Source organism: Bradyrhizobium sp. CCBAU 45384 (genome assembly GCF_028128665.1).
In the GTDB taxonomy this organism is placed as follows: domain Bacteria; phylum Pseudomonadota; class Alphaproteobacteria; order Rhizobiales; family Xanthobacteraceae; genus Bradyrhizobium; species Bradyrhizobium manausense.
The window spans coordinates 121,059-136,105 of the sequence record NZ_LBIZ01000120.1; the positions used below are offsets into that span (position 1 = coordinate 121,059).

Here is a 15,047-nt window from a genome sequence, read left to right on the forward strand (position 1 = left end):
GCTTAACCCGTGCCCGGCCTTAAGGCCTTACCCCAGTAGGCTCGTTTGCGCCCAGCAATTCAACCTGTCCCAACAGACGCACGTCGATACGCGGCCCCGTCGTCCCCTCAACCCAGCCCCGGACACGAATACGCCTGTTTTCCAGGGACTTAAGGGATATTCCTGCGTTTTCGAACGCCGGCAGGTTGCGCTTTGAAATAGTCACAGCAAAGCCGTGTGTCCAGTTTCGTCCGAAGTTGAGGTAGGTCATTGCCCCAGCTTGCCGGACCGACAGGACTTTGCCCTCGACCACCATAAAGCGCCCGATCCCGGCCAAAATATCGTCCGGACTTTCCGCGTTTTTTATGGCCGACGGGTCAGCCCAACTGCCCTTTTTTTGGCGCCGCGCCTCCGCCTCGGACGACATCAGGGCGGCTGAACAGTCCTTGTCGGTGATCTCGGCCGAGACCAGGGCGTCGCCCTGGGCGAGGAGCATCGACTGAACTGGGATATCGCTCTCGCCGATAAACAGCAGCGCACCTTGGCGGCCGTAGCGGTCGGGCGTGTCGTCGGTGCCGCGCAGGATGACGTCGCGGCCGACGAGCAGCGAGGTCAGCGCCTGTCTGGTCGTTGCTGTCGCCTCGATGCCGGTGAGGCGAACCTCACGGCCGTCATCGAAACGCACGCTGCGCGCGTCGGTGATTGCGGCGACACGGCCTTCGCCTTGTGCTTCGAATTGGCACGGGGCTGCGACCGCGGGGAGACCTGCGGAGAGAAGGAATGCGACGATGAGGTGAAGCCGTTCAGTCACGAGACCCGCAGAGGTTGCATTGTGATATAGATTTACCCCAAGTTTAGTGAGTCGTGAAGACATTTCCTCACACTCCGTCATTGCGACGAGCCAAGCGACGAAGCAATCCAGAGTCTTTCCGCGGTGAGATTTCTGGATTGCTTCCGCCTTCGCCAAGGCTTCGGCGGACAAGTCGCTGCGCTCGCAATGACGTGGAGATATCGATCCATGCCTCACCATTCCGCTTTGCGGAAAACATGAGCGGCAATCGTGCGCTCGAGACGCGCTTCTGCTTGCTGCGCTCTCGCGCATGCGGCATGATTGCGACAATAGCAATAATCAAGCCGCCATTCAGAGCAAGGCGATCAAGGGAGGTTGTTTTCAATGAAGCCTATTTTGTCGGGCATTTTTGCCGCCGCGTTGGCCCTCAGCGCGAGCGCCGTGCAGGCCCAGGACAAGCCTCCTCTCAAGATCGGCGGTATCCTCGACATGTCGAGCCTTTATGCCGACATCACCGGTCCGGGCAGCGAGACCGCGGCCAAGATGGCGGTGGAAGATTTCGGCGGCGAGGTGCTGGGACGCAAGATCGAGGTGCTGGCGGCCGACCATCAGAACAAGGCTGACCTCGCTGCCAACATCGCGCGCGACATGCTCGACAATCAGGGCGTCGAGATGATCTACGACGTCGCGGCCTCCGCCACCGCGCTTGCCGCCGGCGAGATCGCAAAGGCGCGGGGCAAGATCATCATCTTCAACGGCCCGGGCTCGATCCGTCTCAGCAACGAGGCCTGCGGCCCCACCACGATCCACTATGTGTTCGACACCTACGGCCAGGCTAACGTGACCGGTCTTGCCGCCGTGAAGTCGGGCCTCGACACCTGGTTCTTCCTCACCGCCGATTACGCTTTCGGCCAGGATCTGGAGAAGGACACCGGCGCCGTCGTCACCAAGACCGGCGGCAAGGTGCTCGGCAGCGTGCGCCATCCGCTCAATACGTCGGATTTCTCCTCGTTCCTGCTTCAGGCGCAGGCCTCGAAAGCCAAGGTGATCGGGCTCGCCAATGCCGGCGGCGACACCGTCAATGCCATCAAGCAGTCGGCCGAGTTCGGCATCATGAAAGGCGGCCAGAAGGTCTCGCCGCTGCTGGCCTTCGTCACGGACATCGACTCGATCGGGCTTGAGACCGCGCAGGGACTGCTGCTGGCCGAAGCCTTCTATTGGGACATGAACGACGAGACGCGCGCTTTCTCGAAGCGCTTTCAGGAACGCGTCAAGCGGCCGCCGACCTCGGCACAAGCCGGCGTCTATTCCTCCGTCACGCACTATCTGAAGGCCGTGAAGGCGGCCGGCACAACCGATGCGGCGGCGGTGATGAAGGTGATGAAGGACGCGCCGATCAACGATTTCTTCGCTCACAACGGCAAGATCCGCGAGGACGGCCGCATGGTGCACGACATGTACCTGTTCGAGGTCAAGAAGCCGTCGGAATCGAAGGGCCGCTGGGACGATTACAAGCTGCTCGCCACCGTGCCGGGCAACGAGGCGTTCCAGTCGCTGGAGCAGTCGCGCTGCCCGCTTGTGAAGAAGTGACGGCGTGACGTCGTCACGCCGTCATCCCGGGGCGCGAAGCGAACCCGGGATCTCGAGGTTCCGGGTTCTCGCTTCGCGAGCCCCGGAACGACGGAGATACAGAACAACGATAAGGAAGTTGTCCCATGAACGACATGGTCCTGCAAAAGCTCGAAGCCGGGCTGCTCACCATCACGATGAATCGCCCGGAGCGGAAGAACGCGCTCAATCCCGAGATGGTCGCGGGCCTGGTCGAGGCGGCCCGGCGCGCGGCTGACGATCCCGAGGTGCGTGCGGTGCTGTTGAAGGGCGCCGGCGGCTCGTTCTGCGTCGGCGGTGACGTCAAGTCGATGGCGGCCGGCCGCGCACCGCTGCCGTTCGAGCAGAAGCTTGCGAACCTTCGCCGCGGCATGGAGGTGTCGCGCATCCTGCATCAGATGCCCAAGCCCGTGGTGGCGCAGCTCGACGGCGCCGCGGCCGGCGCCGGCCTGTCGATGGCGCTGTCGTGCGATCTGCGTGTTGCCTCCGAATCCTGCAAGATCACGACCGCTTTCGCCAAGGTCGGCTTCTCCGGCGATTACGGCGGCACCTATTTCCTGACCCAGCTGCTCGGCAGCGCGCGGGCGCGTGAGCTCTACCTGACTTCGCCCGTGCTGACCTCGAGGGAAGCGCATGCGATCGGCATGGTGACCAGGGTCGTGCCCGACGCCGAGATCGACGCTGCCGCGCACGAGCTTGCGATGTCGCTGGCGCAGGGGCCATCGATCGCGCTCGGCTTCATCAAGCGCAACATCAACAATGCAGAGCATCTTCCGCTGGAGGATTGCTTCGACGGCGAGGCGATCCACCACACCCGCTGCAGCGACACCGAGGATCACAAGGAGGCCGCCAAGGCTTTCGTCGAGAAGCGCAAGCCGGCTTTCAAGGGCGCATGACCATGGCACCCTATATGCGGCTGCGGCAGATCTGTCTGGTCGCGCCGCAACTCGTGCCTGTCATCTCCGATATCGCCGAGATCATGGGCCTTTCCGTCTGCTACCGCGATGGCAATGTCGCCAAATATGGCCTGGAGAATGCGCTGCTTCCGGTCGATACGATCCTGCTGGAGGTGGTCGCTCCGTTCAGGGACGGCACCACCGCCGGCCGCTTCATCGAGAAGACCGGCGGCCGTGGCGGCTACATGGCGATCTTTTGCTGCAATGATCCGGACGAACGAGGCCGCAACGCCAATGCGATGGGCGTGCGCACCGCCAACGTGATCGACCACGCGCCCTATCACGGCGTCCAGCTCCATCCCCGCGACTGCCGCGCCGCCTTCATCGAATTCAACCACACCGAGGGCAGCGACGACATTTTAGGCGCCTATCCGCCGGCCGGGCCTGACTGGCAAAAATTCATCCGCAAGGATGTGACGCAGGCGTTGACGGCGGTGGAGATGCAGAGCCCGGATCCGCACGGCCTGGCGACGCATTGGGGCAAGATCATCGGGGTTGCGGCGAATAGCGATGCCGAACTGAAGCTGCCCAATGCGACCTTCCGCTTCGTGAAGGGCGCGAGCGAGATCATGAGCGGTCTGGAGTTTCGGGTGGCTGATGCGGCGAGCGTGTTGCATGCGGCGCGTGAGAAAGGGCTCGCGGTCGCTGGCAACGAATTCCTGCTGGGCGGCGTCACGTTCCACGTTCATTCGTGAGCTGTTGCGACAAATTCCGCTGTCGTCCCGGACAAGCGAAGCGCAGATCCGGGATCCATACGCCGCAGCAATAGTTTTGCGAAGACTCGGAGTTGCCGTTTCGCGCAGCAGCCTCCCCTGTGGTAATGGGTCCCGGCCCCCGTGCGCAATTGCGCACTGGGCCGGCACGACAGGGGAAATTGTGGCGACGCTTGTCGCATACGGCGAAGCGCAGCCGCAATCACCTTCCCTTAAAATTCGCCACCCGCCGTTCTTCCGTGGCCTTCACACCCTCCATGAAATCCTCAGTCGCGCGCAGGCGGGTCTGTTCGGCGAGCTCGTGGTTGGTCGCAGCCATCACGCGGTCGGCGAGGCCGGCGCGCATCGTGGCGCGGGTGGAGAGCAGGCCGAGTGGCGAGCATTCGGCAATCTCGCCGGCGAGCTTCATCGCGGCTGATTTCACCTGGTCCTGCGGCACCAGTTCATTGGCGAGGCCCCACTTATACGCCTCTTCGCCGGTGACGCGGCGGCTGGTGTAGAACATCAGCTCGGCGTTGTTCTTGCCGATCAATTCGGGCAGCGTCGTCGTCAGGCCGAAGCCGGGATGGAAACCGAGCTTGGTGAAATTCGCGGAGAAGCGGGCTTCGGGGCAGGTGACGCGGAAATCCGCCGAGACCGCGAGGCCAAGGCCGCCGCCGATGGCTGCGCCCTGCACGGCGGCGACGATCGGCTTCTTTGCGCGGAAGATGCGCACGGCCTGGATATAGAGATGGTTGATCGGGCCGAGACTGTCGGCCGGATCGCCCTTGGCCTTCTTCTCGGCCTCCTGCGCTTCCTGCGCCTGCCGCGCGGGATCGCCAAAATTTGCGCCGGCGCAGAACGCCTTGCCTTGCGCCGAGAGAACGGAGGCGCGGATCTCGATGTCGCGATCGAACTCGTCGAGCGCGTCTGCGATCTGGTTGATCAGCGAAATGTCGAAGAAGTTCAGCGGCGGCCTGCGGATCTCGATGGTGCCGACGTGGCCAACTTTTTCGACGCCGATATCTTTGTAGGTGCTCATGATGTCCTCGAAGCGTTAGCGCAAACCAAGTCCGCGGGCGATGATGCCGCGCAGCACCTCGGTGGTGCCGCCCTGGATGGTGAGTTTCGGTGCGGTCTTGATGGCGAAGTCGAGCTGTCGCTCCAGTGTCTCGCGGTTGCTCGCCGTCTCCTCGACGAAGGCGGCGAGATCGCGCACGCGGTGCGGAAGCTGCTGCTCCCAGACCGTGCCGATGTCCTTGACGATGGAGGCTTCCACCACCGGCTCCTTGCCGGCTTGCAGCATGCCTGCGACTGACACCGACATGCGCCGCATGGTGTGAAGCTGCGCGACGAGCCGGCCGATGCCTTCGGCGCTGCGCGTATCCGGGGTGGGACCGACCGCGCGGACCAGCTCGGTCAGCACGTAGTAGGTCTCCAGGAAGCGCTCGGGCCCTGAACGCTCATAGGCGAGCTCGCTCGTCGCCTGCTTCCAGGCGCCGTCGACTTCGCCGAGCACGTGATCATCGGGCACGAAGAAGTCGGTGAAGACGACCTCGTTGAATTCGTACTGGCCGGTGATCTGGCCGATCGGATTCACCTTGATGCCCGGCTGCTTCATCTTGACCAGGAACTGGGTCAGGCCGTGACGGCGGTTTTCCTTGGTCGGTGGCGAGGTCCGGAAGATCGCGATCATGTAGTCGGCGATATGCGCCGACGACGTCCAGATCTTGGTGCCGTTGATGAGATAGCCGCCGTCGGTCTTGGTGGCGCGCGTCTTCGCCGCGAACAGGTCCGAGCCGGAATTCGGCTCGCTCATGCCGATGGCAAAGCAGATCTCGCCGCGGCAGATGCGCGGCAGGATATCCATCTTGATATGTTCGGGGGCGTATTTCAGCAGCACCGGCCCGCTCTGGCGGTCGGCGACGAAGAAGCGCCGCGTCGGCGCGTTGGCGACGCGCATCTCCTCGGTCACCACGTAGCGCTCGAGGAAGGAGCGCTCCTGGCCGCCATATTTCTTCGGCCAGGTCATGCCGATCCAGCCGCGCTCGCCGACGCGGCGACAGAATTCCGGCACATCGGTGTCCTCGCGGTTGGGCTTGAACGGGTTGAAGGTGCCGCGAGCCATCTCCTCGGCGAGGAACGCGCGCACTTCCTTGCGCAGCTCTTCGCATTTGGGCGGCAGGCGAATCGGATCGAAACGAAGCGCTGCGGTCATGTGTCTCATTCCTTCTCAGCGTGAGGCGACCAGCGGCCACAATTGATCGGCCCCTCTTGAGGCGACGAGCTTGCCGAGTTCGACGGCCCAGTAGCTTTCCGAGCCGAAATCGTCGCGCCATGCCAGCGCCCGTAGCGAATAACGGTGCAGGATGTGCTCGATGGTGAAGCCGATCGCGCCATGAACCTGGTGCGCGATGCCACCGCCCTTTTCCGCAGCTTCCGCGCAGCGGATCTTTGCGGCGGCTGCTTCGAGATAGACCTCGTCGTCGAACGACTTTGCGTTCGCGATCGCGTCAGCTGCCGAAGTCGCGGCCGCCAGTGCGGCGGCGGATTCGCCGGCGAGGCGGGCGAGATTGTGCTGCACCGCCTGGAATTTCGAGATCTTCTTCTCAAAGGCGACGCGCTCATTGGAATAGCGCACGGAGATGTCGAGCATCGATTCCAGTGCGCCTGCAATCTGCAGGCTGCGCGCGACGCCGCCCATCAGCATCATCGCGGTCTGGTCAAAGCCACCAGGCGCGGCCTTGATGGTGAGGGGCTGGAGCTTGTCCAGCGTCACGGTATCGCTGTGGTCGTAGCCGACATTGAGGCCGGAATCGATCCGCGCCTTGCTCGCGTCGACCAGCGCGATCGCGACACCGTCCTTGCCGTGCGCCAGCACCGCAAAATGCTTGGCCGATTTCGCAAAAGGCACGCCGCGGCAGCGGCCCGAGACGGCGCCATCGGCATCGACAGTGATGCGATCCTTCGGCGAGGCCGGCAGCACCGTCATCTCGCCTTCGGGTGAGGCGATCTTCACCTGCGCCAGCAGCCAGCCTGCCAGCATGGTCTCGGCCAGGGGAACCGCGACCGCGAAGCGGCCCGCTGCGTTCAGCAGCGCAAATCCGTCGGCAAGACTGGCGCCGGAGCCGCCGAGATCATCGGGGACCCAGGACAAGGGCAAGCCGGCTTCGCTCAGCGCCTGCCACAGCGGCGCCTGCCACGAATTGTTCTTGTCGTTGTTGATGGTTTGCGGATCGGCAAGATCGGCGAAGATCTTCTCCGCGGTCTCGACGACGATATTGTCACTCTCCGCCACAGCGTTCCCCGTGTTTGCCATTGGCGCGTCGACCCAAGGGGCGGTGCGCGATCTCTTCTTGCGCCGGATGATCCGAAAAAGCCATGGCCCTGACAAGCGTTGATCGCAGGTCAACCTGCGGGGCGGGCATGGGCGATAAGCTAATTCCGCTTAGCGGAGTTTGCTCGATTTGCAGGGCGCGGCAAACTCGCTAAACAGGGCGCCAGAAACTTACAGAGGGAAGGACATCCGGATGGCCAAGGACAGTTTGTGCGCAATCGTGACGGGGTCCGCATCCGGCCTCGGTGCTGCAACCGCAGAAATCCTCGCCCGAAACGGGGCGCGGCTCGTCATCAACTATTCGTCGAGCAAGACCGAAGCCGAGGCCACGGCGGAAGCGTGCCGCAAGGCGGGCGCCGCCGAAGTGCTGGTTGCGCAGGGCGACGTCTCCAAGGATGACGATTGCCGCAGGATCGTCGCGGCTGCGAGCGGCTGGGGCAAGCTCGACATCCTCGTCAACAATGCCGGCACCACCAAGCACGTTGCTTATGGCGATCTCGACGGACTATCGGCGGACGATTTCCAGCGCCTGTACGGCGTCAATACGGTCGGACCGTTCCAGATGGTGCGTGCTGCGCGCAGCCTGCTCGAGGCCGGTGCGAAGGCATCGGGGCGAACGTCGGCGGTCGTCAACGTGTCCTCCGTCGCCGGCATCAACGGCGTTGGCTCCTCGATGGCCTATGCCGCGAGCAAGGGTGCACTCAACACCCTCACACGGTCGCTGGCCGTCGCGCTTGCGCCGATGATCCGGGTCAACGCGGTCTGTCCGGGCTATATCGATACGCCCTGGTTCACCAAGGGCCGTGGTGAGGAAGGCGCGAAAAAGGTGCGTGACGCCGTGTTGGCGAAGGTGCCGCTCAAGGTGGCCTCGTCCGCCGCGGACATCGCGCAGCTCGTCTGCTTCCTGGCGCTGCCGGCTTCCGGCAACATGACCGGCGAAGCCGTGCGCATGGATGCCGGGATGCATTTGATCACGTAGCTTTCGGCGCGCTCTCTCCGCGTCATGGCCGGGCTTGACCCGGCCATCCACGTGTTGCCGCGCGGACCGAAAGACGTGGATGCCCGGGTCAAGCCCGGGCATGACGATGCGGAGGCAATGCTCTCCGGCGCTTTAAGGCGCTACCCCTTGATCACGCCACTCGCCACCAGCCGGTGCCAGATGAACAGCACCACCACAGCGCCGATCGTGGCCATGATGAAGCCCGCGCCCTGATCCGGGCCGTAATGGCCGATGGCCTGGCCGATGAAGGTCGCCAGAAACGCACCGGCGATACCGAGGATGGTGGTGAGGATAAAGCCGCTCGGGTTGTTCGGTCCCGGTGCCAGAAAACGCGCGATGAGGCCGGCAACGAAGCCGACGATGATGATCCACAACAGGCCGCCCATGCTCATGTCAGTGCTCCCCTTGCCAACGGCATGATCCGGAAAAGTGTGCAGCGGTTTTCCGAGAAGATCATGCTCAAGCGATAACCTAAAGCGCGATTGTGATTGATCCTGATCTCATCGCGCTTGAGGTCAGAGTTCGATTAAATTCGTCCCGAAAGCTCGTTCTCGGTCGGTAGCCGTCCGTCCGGCGTCAGATGATCGACCACCTGCGGCAAATACTGGCTGAGGCCGGAGAGCAGCTCATCGCGCGACAGGCCGCTTTGGGCCGACAGGCTCTGGATCTGGTCAGCGCCGAGCGCATTGGCGAGATCGCCGGGTGCGATCGGCTTGTTCTCGCCCTTGCCGACCCAACTGTTTGCGGTTTCGCCATGGCCGCCTTGCTGGAGCTGGTTGAGGAGATCGCCGAGGCCGCCGCTCAGCACGGAGCCGGCCGCGCCGCCCGCGAGCAGGCCACCGAGGCCGCCCTTGAGGAGATCACCGAGACCGCCACCGCCGCCGAGAGCACCACCAGGTCCCGCATTCGCGGGTGGGGGCACGGGAGTCGGCGCCGGCTGCGGCACGGCGCCCGGCTGGCTTGCGGTCATATGCTTGAATGCCTTCCAGGCGAGCAGGCCGAGGATCGCCATGGTCATCGGCGACATGCCGCCGGAGGAGGATTGTGAGCTCGGCGTGCTCGGGCCACGGGGCCCGTTCTGCATGCCGTTGAGGACATCGAGTAGACCCATGGTGCTCTCCTTTGGCGTTCTCGTTCGGCGAGCTCTCGCCGCTGACAGCGCCCCCGGAGCGAAAACATATGGGCCTCTCATGACGGTTACAAGGCAGCTGCGCCGTGGCCGCGATGGGCAGCCGGCCTCGCCTCTGCCTGCTGGCTCTGCTATCGAAAGCCCGTCATTCAGGGAGCAGGTCAGGTGGCGACGGATCGACCGATCATTGTGGCCGGCGCGGGCGCCATCGGCTGTTTTGTCGGAGGTCAGCTCGCCGCTGCCGGTCGCCGTGTCGCACTACTGGTGCGGCCGCGGGTGAAGACCGAGATCGAGCGGTTCGGCCTGCTGCTGACGGATTTCGACGGCTCCGAGACAAAGCTCGGTGCGGGACAGCTGGCGCTGTCGGAGGATCCTGCGATCCTCCACAGTGCCGGCATCGTGCTTGTCACGGTCAAGAGCGCCGACACGGCTGATGTCGCGGACCAGATCGCGCTGCACGCGCCGCAGGATGCCGTGATCGTGTCGTTGCAGAATGGCGTCGGCAACGTTGCCATTCTGAACGAACGTCTCGGCGGCCGCCGCGTGCTCGCCGGCATGGTGCCGTTCAACGTGGTCGCGATGGGCGAGGGACGTTTCCATCGTTCGACCTCGGGCGACATTATTGTCGGCGAGGATGCGGACAACACGGCGGCGGCGCTCTCGGTAGCCGGTCTCACGACGCGTGCCAACCGCGACATCACCGCCGTGCAATGGGGCAAGCTGATCATCAATCTGAACAACGCGCTCAGCGCGTTGTCCGACATGCCGCTCGCGGCCCAATTGGCAAGCCGTGACTGGCGACGGCTGTTCGCCGACCAGATGGCTGAGGGCCTCGCCGTGCTCAAGGCCGCCGGCATCACGCCGGCCTCGGCGACGCCGATCCCGCCGAACTGGACCCCGACCTTGCTGCGACTGCCCGACATGATCTTCAACGCGATCCTCGGGCGCACGATGAAGATCGATCCGCAGGCGCGCTCCTCGATGTGGCAGGATCTGAAGCAGGGCCGCAAGACCGAGATCGACTATCTGCAAGGCGCGGTCATCGCGCTTGCCGAGCAGAACAATGTCGAAGTGCCGCTGATGCGCCGCATTGTTGCGCTGATCAAGGAGGCGGAGACATCAGGCAAAGGCCCGCCGCGGCTTTCGCCGCAGCAGATTCGCGGCGTGGTTTGAGAACGACGGAGGAACCAATGAGGCGTTGCCTTAGGATCGGGCTCGCGCTGACCGCGCTCTGCGAGGCATCGACGCTCGCTTACGCGAGGCCGCCGACCGTCATGAATTCTCCCGGCTATGACGCGCGCCTGCAGGAGAGCCGCAAGGCGCTGGGCAATTCACAGACAGCGACAACACCCGCGGACGTTCCAGCCGCCGCCCCGAAGCGCAGCAAGAAAAAACACGCGAACTGAAGCTACACCTCCGCTTGTCCGGGATGACAGCGGAATGCGGGGAGCGCTGTCTCAGCCCTTCTTCGCCGGCTTGCTGGGCGTCGGGCTGAACAGCTTCTTCAACTCGCTCAAACCTTCCGACAGGCGCGGCCATTCGCAGGTGAAAGAGCCCTTGGTGCAGGGCGCGCCCTTTTGTCGCAACACCTTCGGCCGCTCGACCGGAACGGGCACGCGCTCGACCTCGGTGCGCAGCGCGACCTGCTGAAGCTGCTGCACTTGCTGTTCCTGCTGCTCGTGTTGCTGCCGCGCGGTCGCCCGTGCCGCTTCATTGCTGCGGCGCTGATCGGCGAGATAGGCAGTGTAGGATTCGTCGATCCTCTTCTGCTCCTCCGGTGTCGGGTTGGGACCTGCGATGTCGAAGCTGCGATCCTGGAGGAAGTCGTAATAGGTGTAGCCCCCGCCTGCCTTGCGGCGGCCCGCGAACTTTGCATTGCAGTCGGCGAGTGCCGCGGTCTTTTCGGCCTTGCTTGCGGATCTTTCGGCAGCGTCGGCGCATTCCTCGAAATCGACAGGCGCGCGCTTCCACCATTGCGCCTGGGCATGCGGCAATGTCAGCAGAAAAAGTCCTGCTGCGGCAACGAGAACCGGCGCCGCGCGACGCGATGCAACTACGTCAGACATTCTAAGAGAGTATTCCTCGCAAACTCAACCCAGACTGAGTCGTGACCGATTTTTGCCTCTTTCTCGCCGGCTTGTCACCCATGGAACCAGGGAAATTCATGGCTGGGTTGCTGACATTTTTTGCTTGACGTGGCTCGGGAGTCACAGCCCCGCAGCGCATGATGCGCTTAGAATTTTATCGGTTTGATGCGACAGGGACATGTTCGTCATGAGAGCGCTGAGCTGGATGGCCGCAATCGCTTTGGTGCTGATTTGCGGCCGCGCGCTGGCCGCGGAGGACGAGATCCCTCACGACAAGCCGGTGAAGGTCGTGGCCGATGCGCGGCTCTCGGTCGGCGGGCAGGGACTGTTGCCGCTCTATCTCTCCAGTGACTGGTCGATGCCGTTGCCTGCGATCTCGCGCGCCGTCATCGTGCTGCATGGCCGCCTGCGCAATGCCGACGAATACTACCTCTCGGCCCACACCGCACAGGTCGCTGCCGGCGACGATGGCAAGAGCGCGCTCATGATCGTGCCGCAGTTCCTGGCGCAGGTCGATGTCGACGCCCACAAGCTGCCCGCCGATATGCTGCGCTGGTCGCTGGCGGGTTGGGAGGGCGGCGAAGCCGCGCTTGCGCCCAATCCGGTTTCCTCCTTCGCGGCGCTCGATGCAATCCTGGCAAAGCTCTCCGACCGCCGCATCTTCCCGAACCTGAAGCAGGTCGTGATTTCAGGTCATTCCGGCGGTGGCCAGGTCGCGCAACGCTACGCCATCGCCGGCAAGGGCGAGACCGCGCTGTCGCGTCAGCATATCGGCGTTCGCTACGTCGTCGCCAATCCGTCGTCCTATGCTTATTTCAGCGCCGAACGGCCGGTGCCGGCGATTGCCGCGTCCTGCCAGGGCTACAATGTCTGGAAATACGGCATGGACGGGCGGCCGCCTTATCTGGCGGACGCAACGCCTGAAGCGCTGGAGCAGCGCTATGTCGAGCGTGACGTGATCTATCTGCTCGGCACGCTCGACACCAAGCCCGCGGCGGACAAGAGCTGCATGGGCGAGGCACAGGGCCCCAATCGCTACGTCCGCGGTCATGCCTATGCCGACGCGATGGCCAAGCGCGGTCACGGCACGCCCAATCACAGGGTGTGGGACATCGCCGGTGTCGGCCATGACGGCGACAAGATGCTGACCTCGAAATGCGGCCTCGCCGCGCTGTTCGATATCCCGGGCTGCGGCGCGGAGCGCTGATCTGGACGTCTTGAAGGCTGGCACGGGCGCACGCCGAATAAGATCATAAAAGGACCAAACGCCATGACGATTACCATCGCAGCGAACAGCGTGCCGAAACCGCCGGCCGATATCATCGAAGGTTTCAGGAATGCGCCGACCTCGATCATTTCCGACAATCTCAGCCGGCTGCCGGGCGCGGTCGGGTTGAAACCCTATCATCGCAGCGGCAAGCTGGTGGGTGCGGCCTTCACGGTGCGCACCCGGCCCGGCGACAATCTCGCCATCCACCGCGCGCTCGAGCTGGTCGGCCCCGGCGACGTCATCGTGGTCGATGGCGGCGGTGACGAGACGAGGGCGCTGGTCGGCGAAATCATGAAAAACATCGCGCAATGGCGCAAAGCCCAAGGCTATGTGATCGACGGCGCGATCCGCGATGTCGCGGCCTTCGCCGCCGACGACTTCCCCTGCTTCGCCCGCGCGGTGATTCATCGCGGCCCCTACAAAAACGGCCCGGGCGAGATCAACGTGCCCGTCACGATCGGCGGCAGCGTGATCTCGCCCGGCGACATCGTGGTCGGCGACGAAGACGGCGTGGTGTCGTTTCCCGCCGCCGGCGCCGCGGCCCTGCTGGAGGCGGTGCGCGTCCAGATCAAGCGCGAGGACGACACGCTGAAGGCAATCCGCGAGGGCCGCTACCAGGGGGCTTATGGCAAGTCCTGAACACGGCGCCGCTTAAGTCAAGGCAATGGCCGGATCGATCCTAGACCGAACTCGGCCATCGCTACGTTCAAAGTGCTTTTCGCGATCTCTGTTTCGGTCAAGGCTCTCATATTTCTTATGCTGAGGTTGCTTCGCGTGGTGAGGAATTGCTTAACTGTCTTGCCTGGCGTTCTCGTCCTGTTGGTCTCTGTCGCCTCCGCCGATAGCGAGCGGCGAATGACGGAAGAGGTCTACGCAAAAGCCAACAGTCTCTCCCCTGACGTGGTCCGAAGCCGTTTTGCTGCCAGTGGAGTGCTGCGATGCCCAGGTGGAGATAGCAGCGCTCAAGTGACTGGAGCGCGCGATGTGATCACGACCGCGGCTCACGCGTTTCGAGACCTTTGCAAGCCGCCGATGTCGCCGGACAAATGCATATTCGAGTACTATCTGGGAGCGGAGAAGCGGACCGTTCCTTTGTCCGCAAAATTGTGGATGGGCACTTGCTTCGAACACGGGGCGAAAGCTGTTGCCGGCGATTGGGCAGTCGCAAAGCTCGCCTTTCCCGCAGAGGTCACGCCTTACGAGATCTATGAAGGGGCTGACATCCTTGTCGAGCTGGAGCGTGTCCTGGCGGCTGTCGGTTACGATATCGAGGCCGCAGGAAAGGCGGACAGATACGGGCCGTTCAACAAGACAATGCAGGAATGTCAGATCCGCGACGTAAGGGACTGGTCCATATTTGAAACGAACTGCGAGTTCACAGTCGGGGCATCGGGTAGTGCGCTGCTTCGTCTGCTGGGCGGCCGAATGACCCTGTTCGGCGTTCTCAGCGGCGACTATCACGATCAAGCATATTGCCCCCGCGGTCGCTGCGAGTTCAGGAGCCGGCAATGGTCCAGCGTATACGTGACCTTGAAAGGCGAATTCAAAGACCGGCTTCTGGCCGCGGTGAGCCAATCTGCTGCAAAATGAAACCTAGAAGGCAGCGAGGGCTTCCGATTCGGCGCTCGCTTTGATATGAACAGCTCCAGGCAACCCGTCTCATCGGCGGGTTCCGCGGTCCCGTAGCTCAGCCGGATAGAGCGGCGGTTTCCTAAACCGTAGGTCGCATGTTCGAGTCATGCCGGGATCGCCAGCCTTCACCTAGTCGAGCGATGAAGAGACGCGCTCCAGCGAGCTCGCGGCTTTCTTCCGCCATCCTTCGTTAAGCATGTCGTAGGTCGCGCTATGGTCGCGGTCAAAGCCGGTATGCTCGAGCCGGAGATCGGTGCCGCCAGTCGACGAGAGCCTGAGTGTCCAGGCCACGCTCGTGTCCAGAGGCCCTCCGCGCCAGGAGTATACCAGTCGCGAGCCGGGCTCGACCTTCAAGACCTCGCACCGGACGACGCCGTCAAATCCTGGCGCCGGCGCCGCGCGAAACGTGAAGCGGCGGCCGGCCTCGGGTTTGATGTCGTTGGGCATCAGCCAACTTTCGAGCAACCGAGGCTCTGTCAATGCACGCCAGACTTTGCGTGGCGGTGCGGATAGCTGGTAGTCAACAATGATCGCGCGCTTGTCCGTGCGCTCTTTCTGATCACGCAT

At 63.5% G+C, this 15,047-nt stretch carries 17 protein-coding genes and 1 tRNA gene; 10 read left to right on the plus strand and 8 right to left on the minus strand.

All coding sequences use genetic code 11. The features are described from left to right. Positions 1 to 19: 19 nt before the first annotated feature. Positions 20 to 871, minus strand: a complete 852-nt coding sequence (locus XH80_RS40285; protein WP_271603947.1) for a thermonuclease family protein — start codon at positions 869 to 871, stop codon at positions 20 to 22. Between the two features lie 282 nt (positions 872 to 1,153). On the opposite strand from XH80_RS40285, the gene XH80_RS40290 reads away from it, so the two are divergent. The 3 genes from XH80_RS40290 to XH80_RS40300 all read left to right on the plus strand — a co-directional run bounded on the left by XH80_RS40290 (position 1,154) and on the right by XH80_RS40300 (position 4,028). Further along, positions 1,154 to 2,359, plus strand: coding sequence for an ABC transporter substrate-binding protein (locus XH80_RS40290; RefSeq protein ID WP_271603415.1), 1,206 nt, complete (start codon positions 1,154 to 1,156; stop codon positions 2,357 to 2,359). A gap of 125 nt (positions 2,360 to 2,484) precedes the next feature. Further along, the gene (locus XH80_RS40295) at positions 2,485 to 3,273 is read left to right on the plus strand and encodes an enoyl-CoA hydratase (protein ID WP_271603416.1); all 789 of its coding nucleotides are present in this window, start codon (positions 2,485 to 2,487) and stop codon (positions 3,271 to 3,273) included. 2 nt (positions 3,274 to 3,275) lie between these two features. Next, positions 3,276 to 4,028: a hypothetical protein gene (locus XH80_RS40300; RefSeq protein ID WP_271603417.1), complete on the plus strand. Its 753-nt coding sequence runs from the start codon at positions 3,276 to 3,278 to the stop codon at positions 4,026 to 4,028. A 220-nt stretch (positions 4,029 to 4,248) separates the two neighbouring features. Here the strand turns inward: XH80_RS40300 and XH80_RS40305 are convergent, their stop codons facing one another. From XH80_RS40305 to XH80_RS40315, 3 genes are read right to left on the minus strand one after another with little or no spacing between them, the layout of a single operon-like run. Then, a complete protein-coding gene (locus XH80_RS40305; RefSeq protein WP_271603418.1) occupies positions 4,249 to 5,067 on the minus strand; it encodes an enoyl-CoA hydratase/isomerase family protein in 819 nt (272 codons plus the stop codon). 15 nt (positions 5,068 to 5,082) lie between these two features. Next, positions 5,083 to 6,243, minus strand: coding sequence for an acyl-CoA dehydrogenase family protein (locus XH80_RS40310; RefSeq protein ID WP_057747480.1), 1,161 nt, complete (start codon positions 6,241 to 6,243; stop codon positions 5,083 to 5,085). A 15-nt stretch (positions 6,244 to 6,258) separates the two neighbouring features. Continuing rightward, positions 6,259 to 7,323: an acyl-CoA dehydrogenase family protein gene (locus XH80_RS40315; protein WP_271603948.1), complete on the minus strand. Its 1,065-nt coding sequence runs from the start codon at positions 7,321 to 7,323 to the stop codon at positions 6,259 to 6,261. A 232-nt stretch (positions 7,324 to 7,555) separates the two neighbouring features. Here XH80_RS40315 and XH80_RS40320 point away from each other — a divergent pair, with 232 nt between their 5' ends. Further along, positions 7,556 to 8,341, plus strand: coding sequence for an SDR family NAD(P)-dependent oxidoreductase (locus tag XH80_RS40320; RefSeq protein ID WP_271603419.1), 786 nt, complete (start codon positions 7,556 to 7,558; stop codon positions 8,339 to 8,341). Positions 8,342 to 8,481: 140 nt separating this feature from the next. On the opposite strand, the gene XH80_RS40325 is transcribed toward XH80_RS40320, so the two are convergent. Beyond that, positions 8,482 to 8,754, minus strand: a complete 273-nt coding sequence (locus XH80_RS40325; protein WP_205668226.1) for a GlsB/YeaQ/YmgE family stress response membrane protein — start codon at positions 8,752 to 8,754, stop codon at positions 8,482 to 8,484. Positions 8,755 to 8,888: 134 nt separating this feature from the next. Next, on the minus strand, positions 8,889 to 9,473 hold the full coding sequence (locus XH80_RS40330; RefSeq protein WP_271603420.1) for a YidB family protein: 585 nt from the start codon (positions 9,471 to 9,473) through the stop codon (positions 8,889 to 8,891). 183 nt (positions 9,474 to 9,656) lie between these two features. On the opposite strand from XH80_RS40330, the gene XH80_RS40335 reads away from it, so the two are divergent. Next, complete coding sequence (locus tag XH80_RS40335) at positions 9,657 to 10,664, plus strand: 2-dehydropantoate 2-reductase (RefSeq protein WP_271603421.1); 1,008 nt, start codon at positions 9,657 to 9,659, stop codon at positions 10,662 to 10,664. 17 nt (positions 10,665 to 10,681) lie between these two features. After that, complete coding sequence (locus XH80_RS40340) at positions 10,682 to 10,897, plus strand: hypothetical protein (protein ID WP_271603422.1); 216 nt, start codon at positions 10,682 to 10,684, stop codon at positions 10,895 to 10,897. 51 nt (positions 10,898 to 10,948) lie between these two features. Here XH80_RS40340 and XH80_RS40345 read toward each other — a convergent pair whose 3' ends face one another. After that, a complete protein-coding gene (locus XH80_RS40345) occupies positions 10,949 to 11,557 on the minus strand; it encodes a hypothetical protein (RefSeq protein WP_057747485.1) in 609 nt (202 codons plus the stop codon). Positions 11,558 to 11,765: 208 nt separating this feature from the next. Here XH80_RS40345 and XH80_RS40350 point away from each other — a divergent pair, with 208 nt between their 5' ends. From XH80_RS40350 to XH80_RS40365, 4 genes are all read left to right on the plus strand, one after another. Beyond that, positions 11,766 to 12,785 (plus strand): alpha/beta hydrolase, encoded by a 1,020-nt coding sequence (locus XH80_RS40350; protein WP_271603949.1) that lies wholly within the window; start codon positions 11,766 to 11,768, stop codon positions 12,783 to 12,785. Positions 12,786 to 12,848: 63 nt separating this feature from the next. Further along, entirely contained in the window at positions 12,849 to 13,487 is a 639-nt protein-coding gene (locus XH80_RS40355; protein WP_271603423.1) for an RraA family protein, read from the plus strand. Positions 13,488 to 13,703: 216 nt separating this feature from the next. Next, positions 13,704 to 14,438, plus strand: a complete 735-nt coding sequence (locus tag XH80_RS40360) for a hypothetical protein (RefSeq protein ID WP_271603424.1) — start codon at positions 13,704 to 13,706, stop codon at positions 14,436 to 14,438. A gap of 86 nt (positions 14,439 to 14,524) precedes the next feature. Then, a tRNA-Arg gene (locus XH80_RS40365) sits at positions 14,525 to 14,601 on the plus strand. 8 nt (positions 14,602 to 14,609) lie between these two features. Here the strand turns inward: XH80_RS40365 and XH80_RS40370 are convergent. Next, positions 14,610 to 15,047: an SRPBCC family protein gene (locus tag XH80_RS40370; protein ID WP_271603425.1), complete on the minus strand. Its 438-nt coding sequence runs from the start codon at positions 15,045 to 15,047 to the stop codon at positions 14,610 to 14,612.

Coding starts and splice junctions, on each gene's coding strand:
- XH80_RS40285 (WP_271603947.1), bottom strand. CDS start 871: ATGACGGAGTGTGAGGAAATGTCTTCACGACTCACTAAACTTGGGGTA.
- XH80_RS40290 (WP_271603415.1), top strand. CDS start 1,154: ATGAAGCCTATTTTGTCGGGCATTTTTGCCGCCGCGTTGGCCCTCAGC.
- XH80_RS40295 (WP_271603416.1), top strand. CDS start 2,485: ATGAACGACATGGTCCTGCAAAAGCTCGAAGCCGGGCTGCTCACCATC.
- XH80_RS40300 (WP_271603417.1), top strand. CDS start 3,276: ATGGCACCCTATATGCGGCTGCGGCAGATCTGTCTGGTCGCGCCGCAA.
- XH80_RS40305 (WP_271603418.1), bottom strand. CDS start 5,067: ATGAGCACCTACAAAGATATCGGCGTCGAAAAAGTTGGCCACGTCGGC.
- XH80_RS40310 (WP_057747480.1), bottom strand. CDS start 6,243: ATGACCGCAGCGCTTCGTTTCGATCCGATTCGCCTGCCGCCCAAATGC.
- XH80_RS40320 (WP_271603419.1), top strand. CDS start 7,556: ATGGCCAAGGACAGTTTGTGCGCAATCGTGACGGGGTCCGCATCCGGC.
- XH80_RS40325 (WP_205668226.1), bottom strand. CDS start 8,754: ATGAGCATGGGCGGCCTGTTGTGGATCATCATCGTCGGCTTCGTTGCC.
- XH80_RS40330 (WP_271603420.1), bottom strand. CDS start 9,473: ATGGGTCTACTCGATGTCCTCAACGGCATGCAGAACGGGCCCCGTGGC.
- XH80_RS40340 (WP_271603422.1), top strand. CDS start 10,682: ATGAGGCGTTGCCTTAGGATCGGGCTCGCGCTGACCGCGCTCTGCGAG.
- XH80_RS40345 (WP_057747485.1), bottom strand. CDS start 11,557: ATGTCTGACGTAGTTGCATCGCGTCGCGCGGCGCCGGTTCTCGTTGCC.
- XH80_RS40350 (WP_271603949.1), top strand. CDS start 11,766: ATGAGAGCGCTGAGCTGGATGGCCGCAATCGCTTTGGTGCTGATTTGC.
- XH80_RS40355 (WP_271603423.1), top strand. CDS start 12,849: ATGACGATTACCATCGCAGCGAACAGCGTGCCGAAACCGCCGGCCGAT.
- XH80_RS40360 (WP_271603424.1), top strand. CDS start 13,704: ATGACGGAAGAGGTCTACGCAAAAGCCAACAGTCTCTCCCCTGACGTG.
- XH80_RS40370 (WP_271603425.1), bottom strand. CDS start 15,047: ATGCGTGATCAGAAAGAGCGCACGGACAAGCGCGCGATCATTGTTGAC.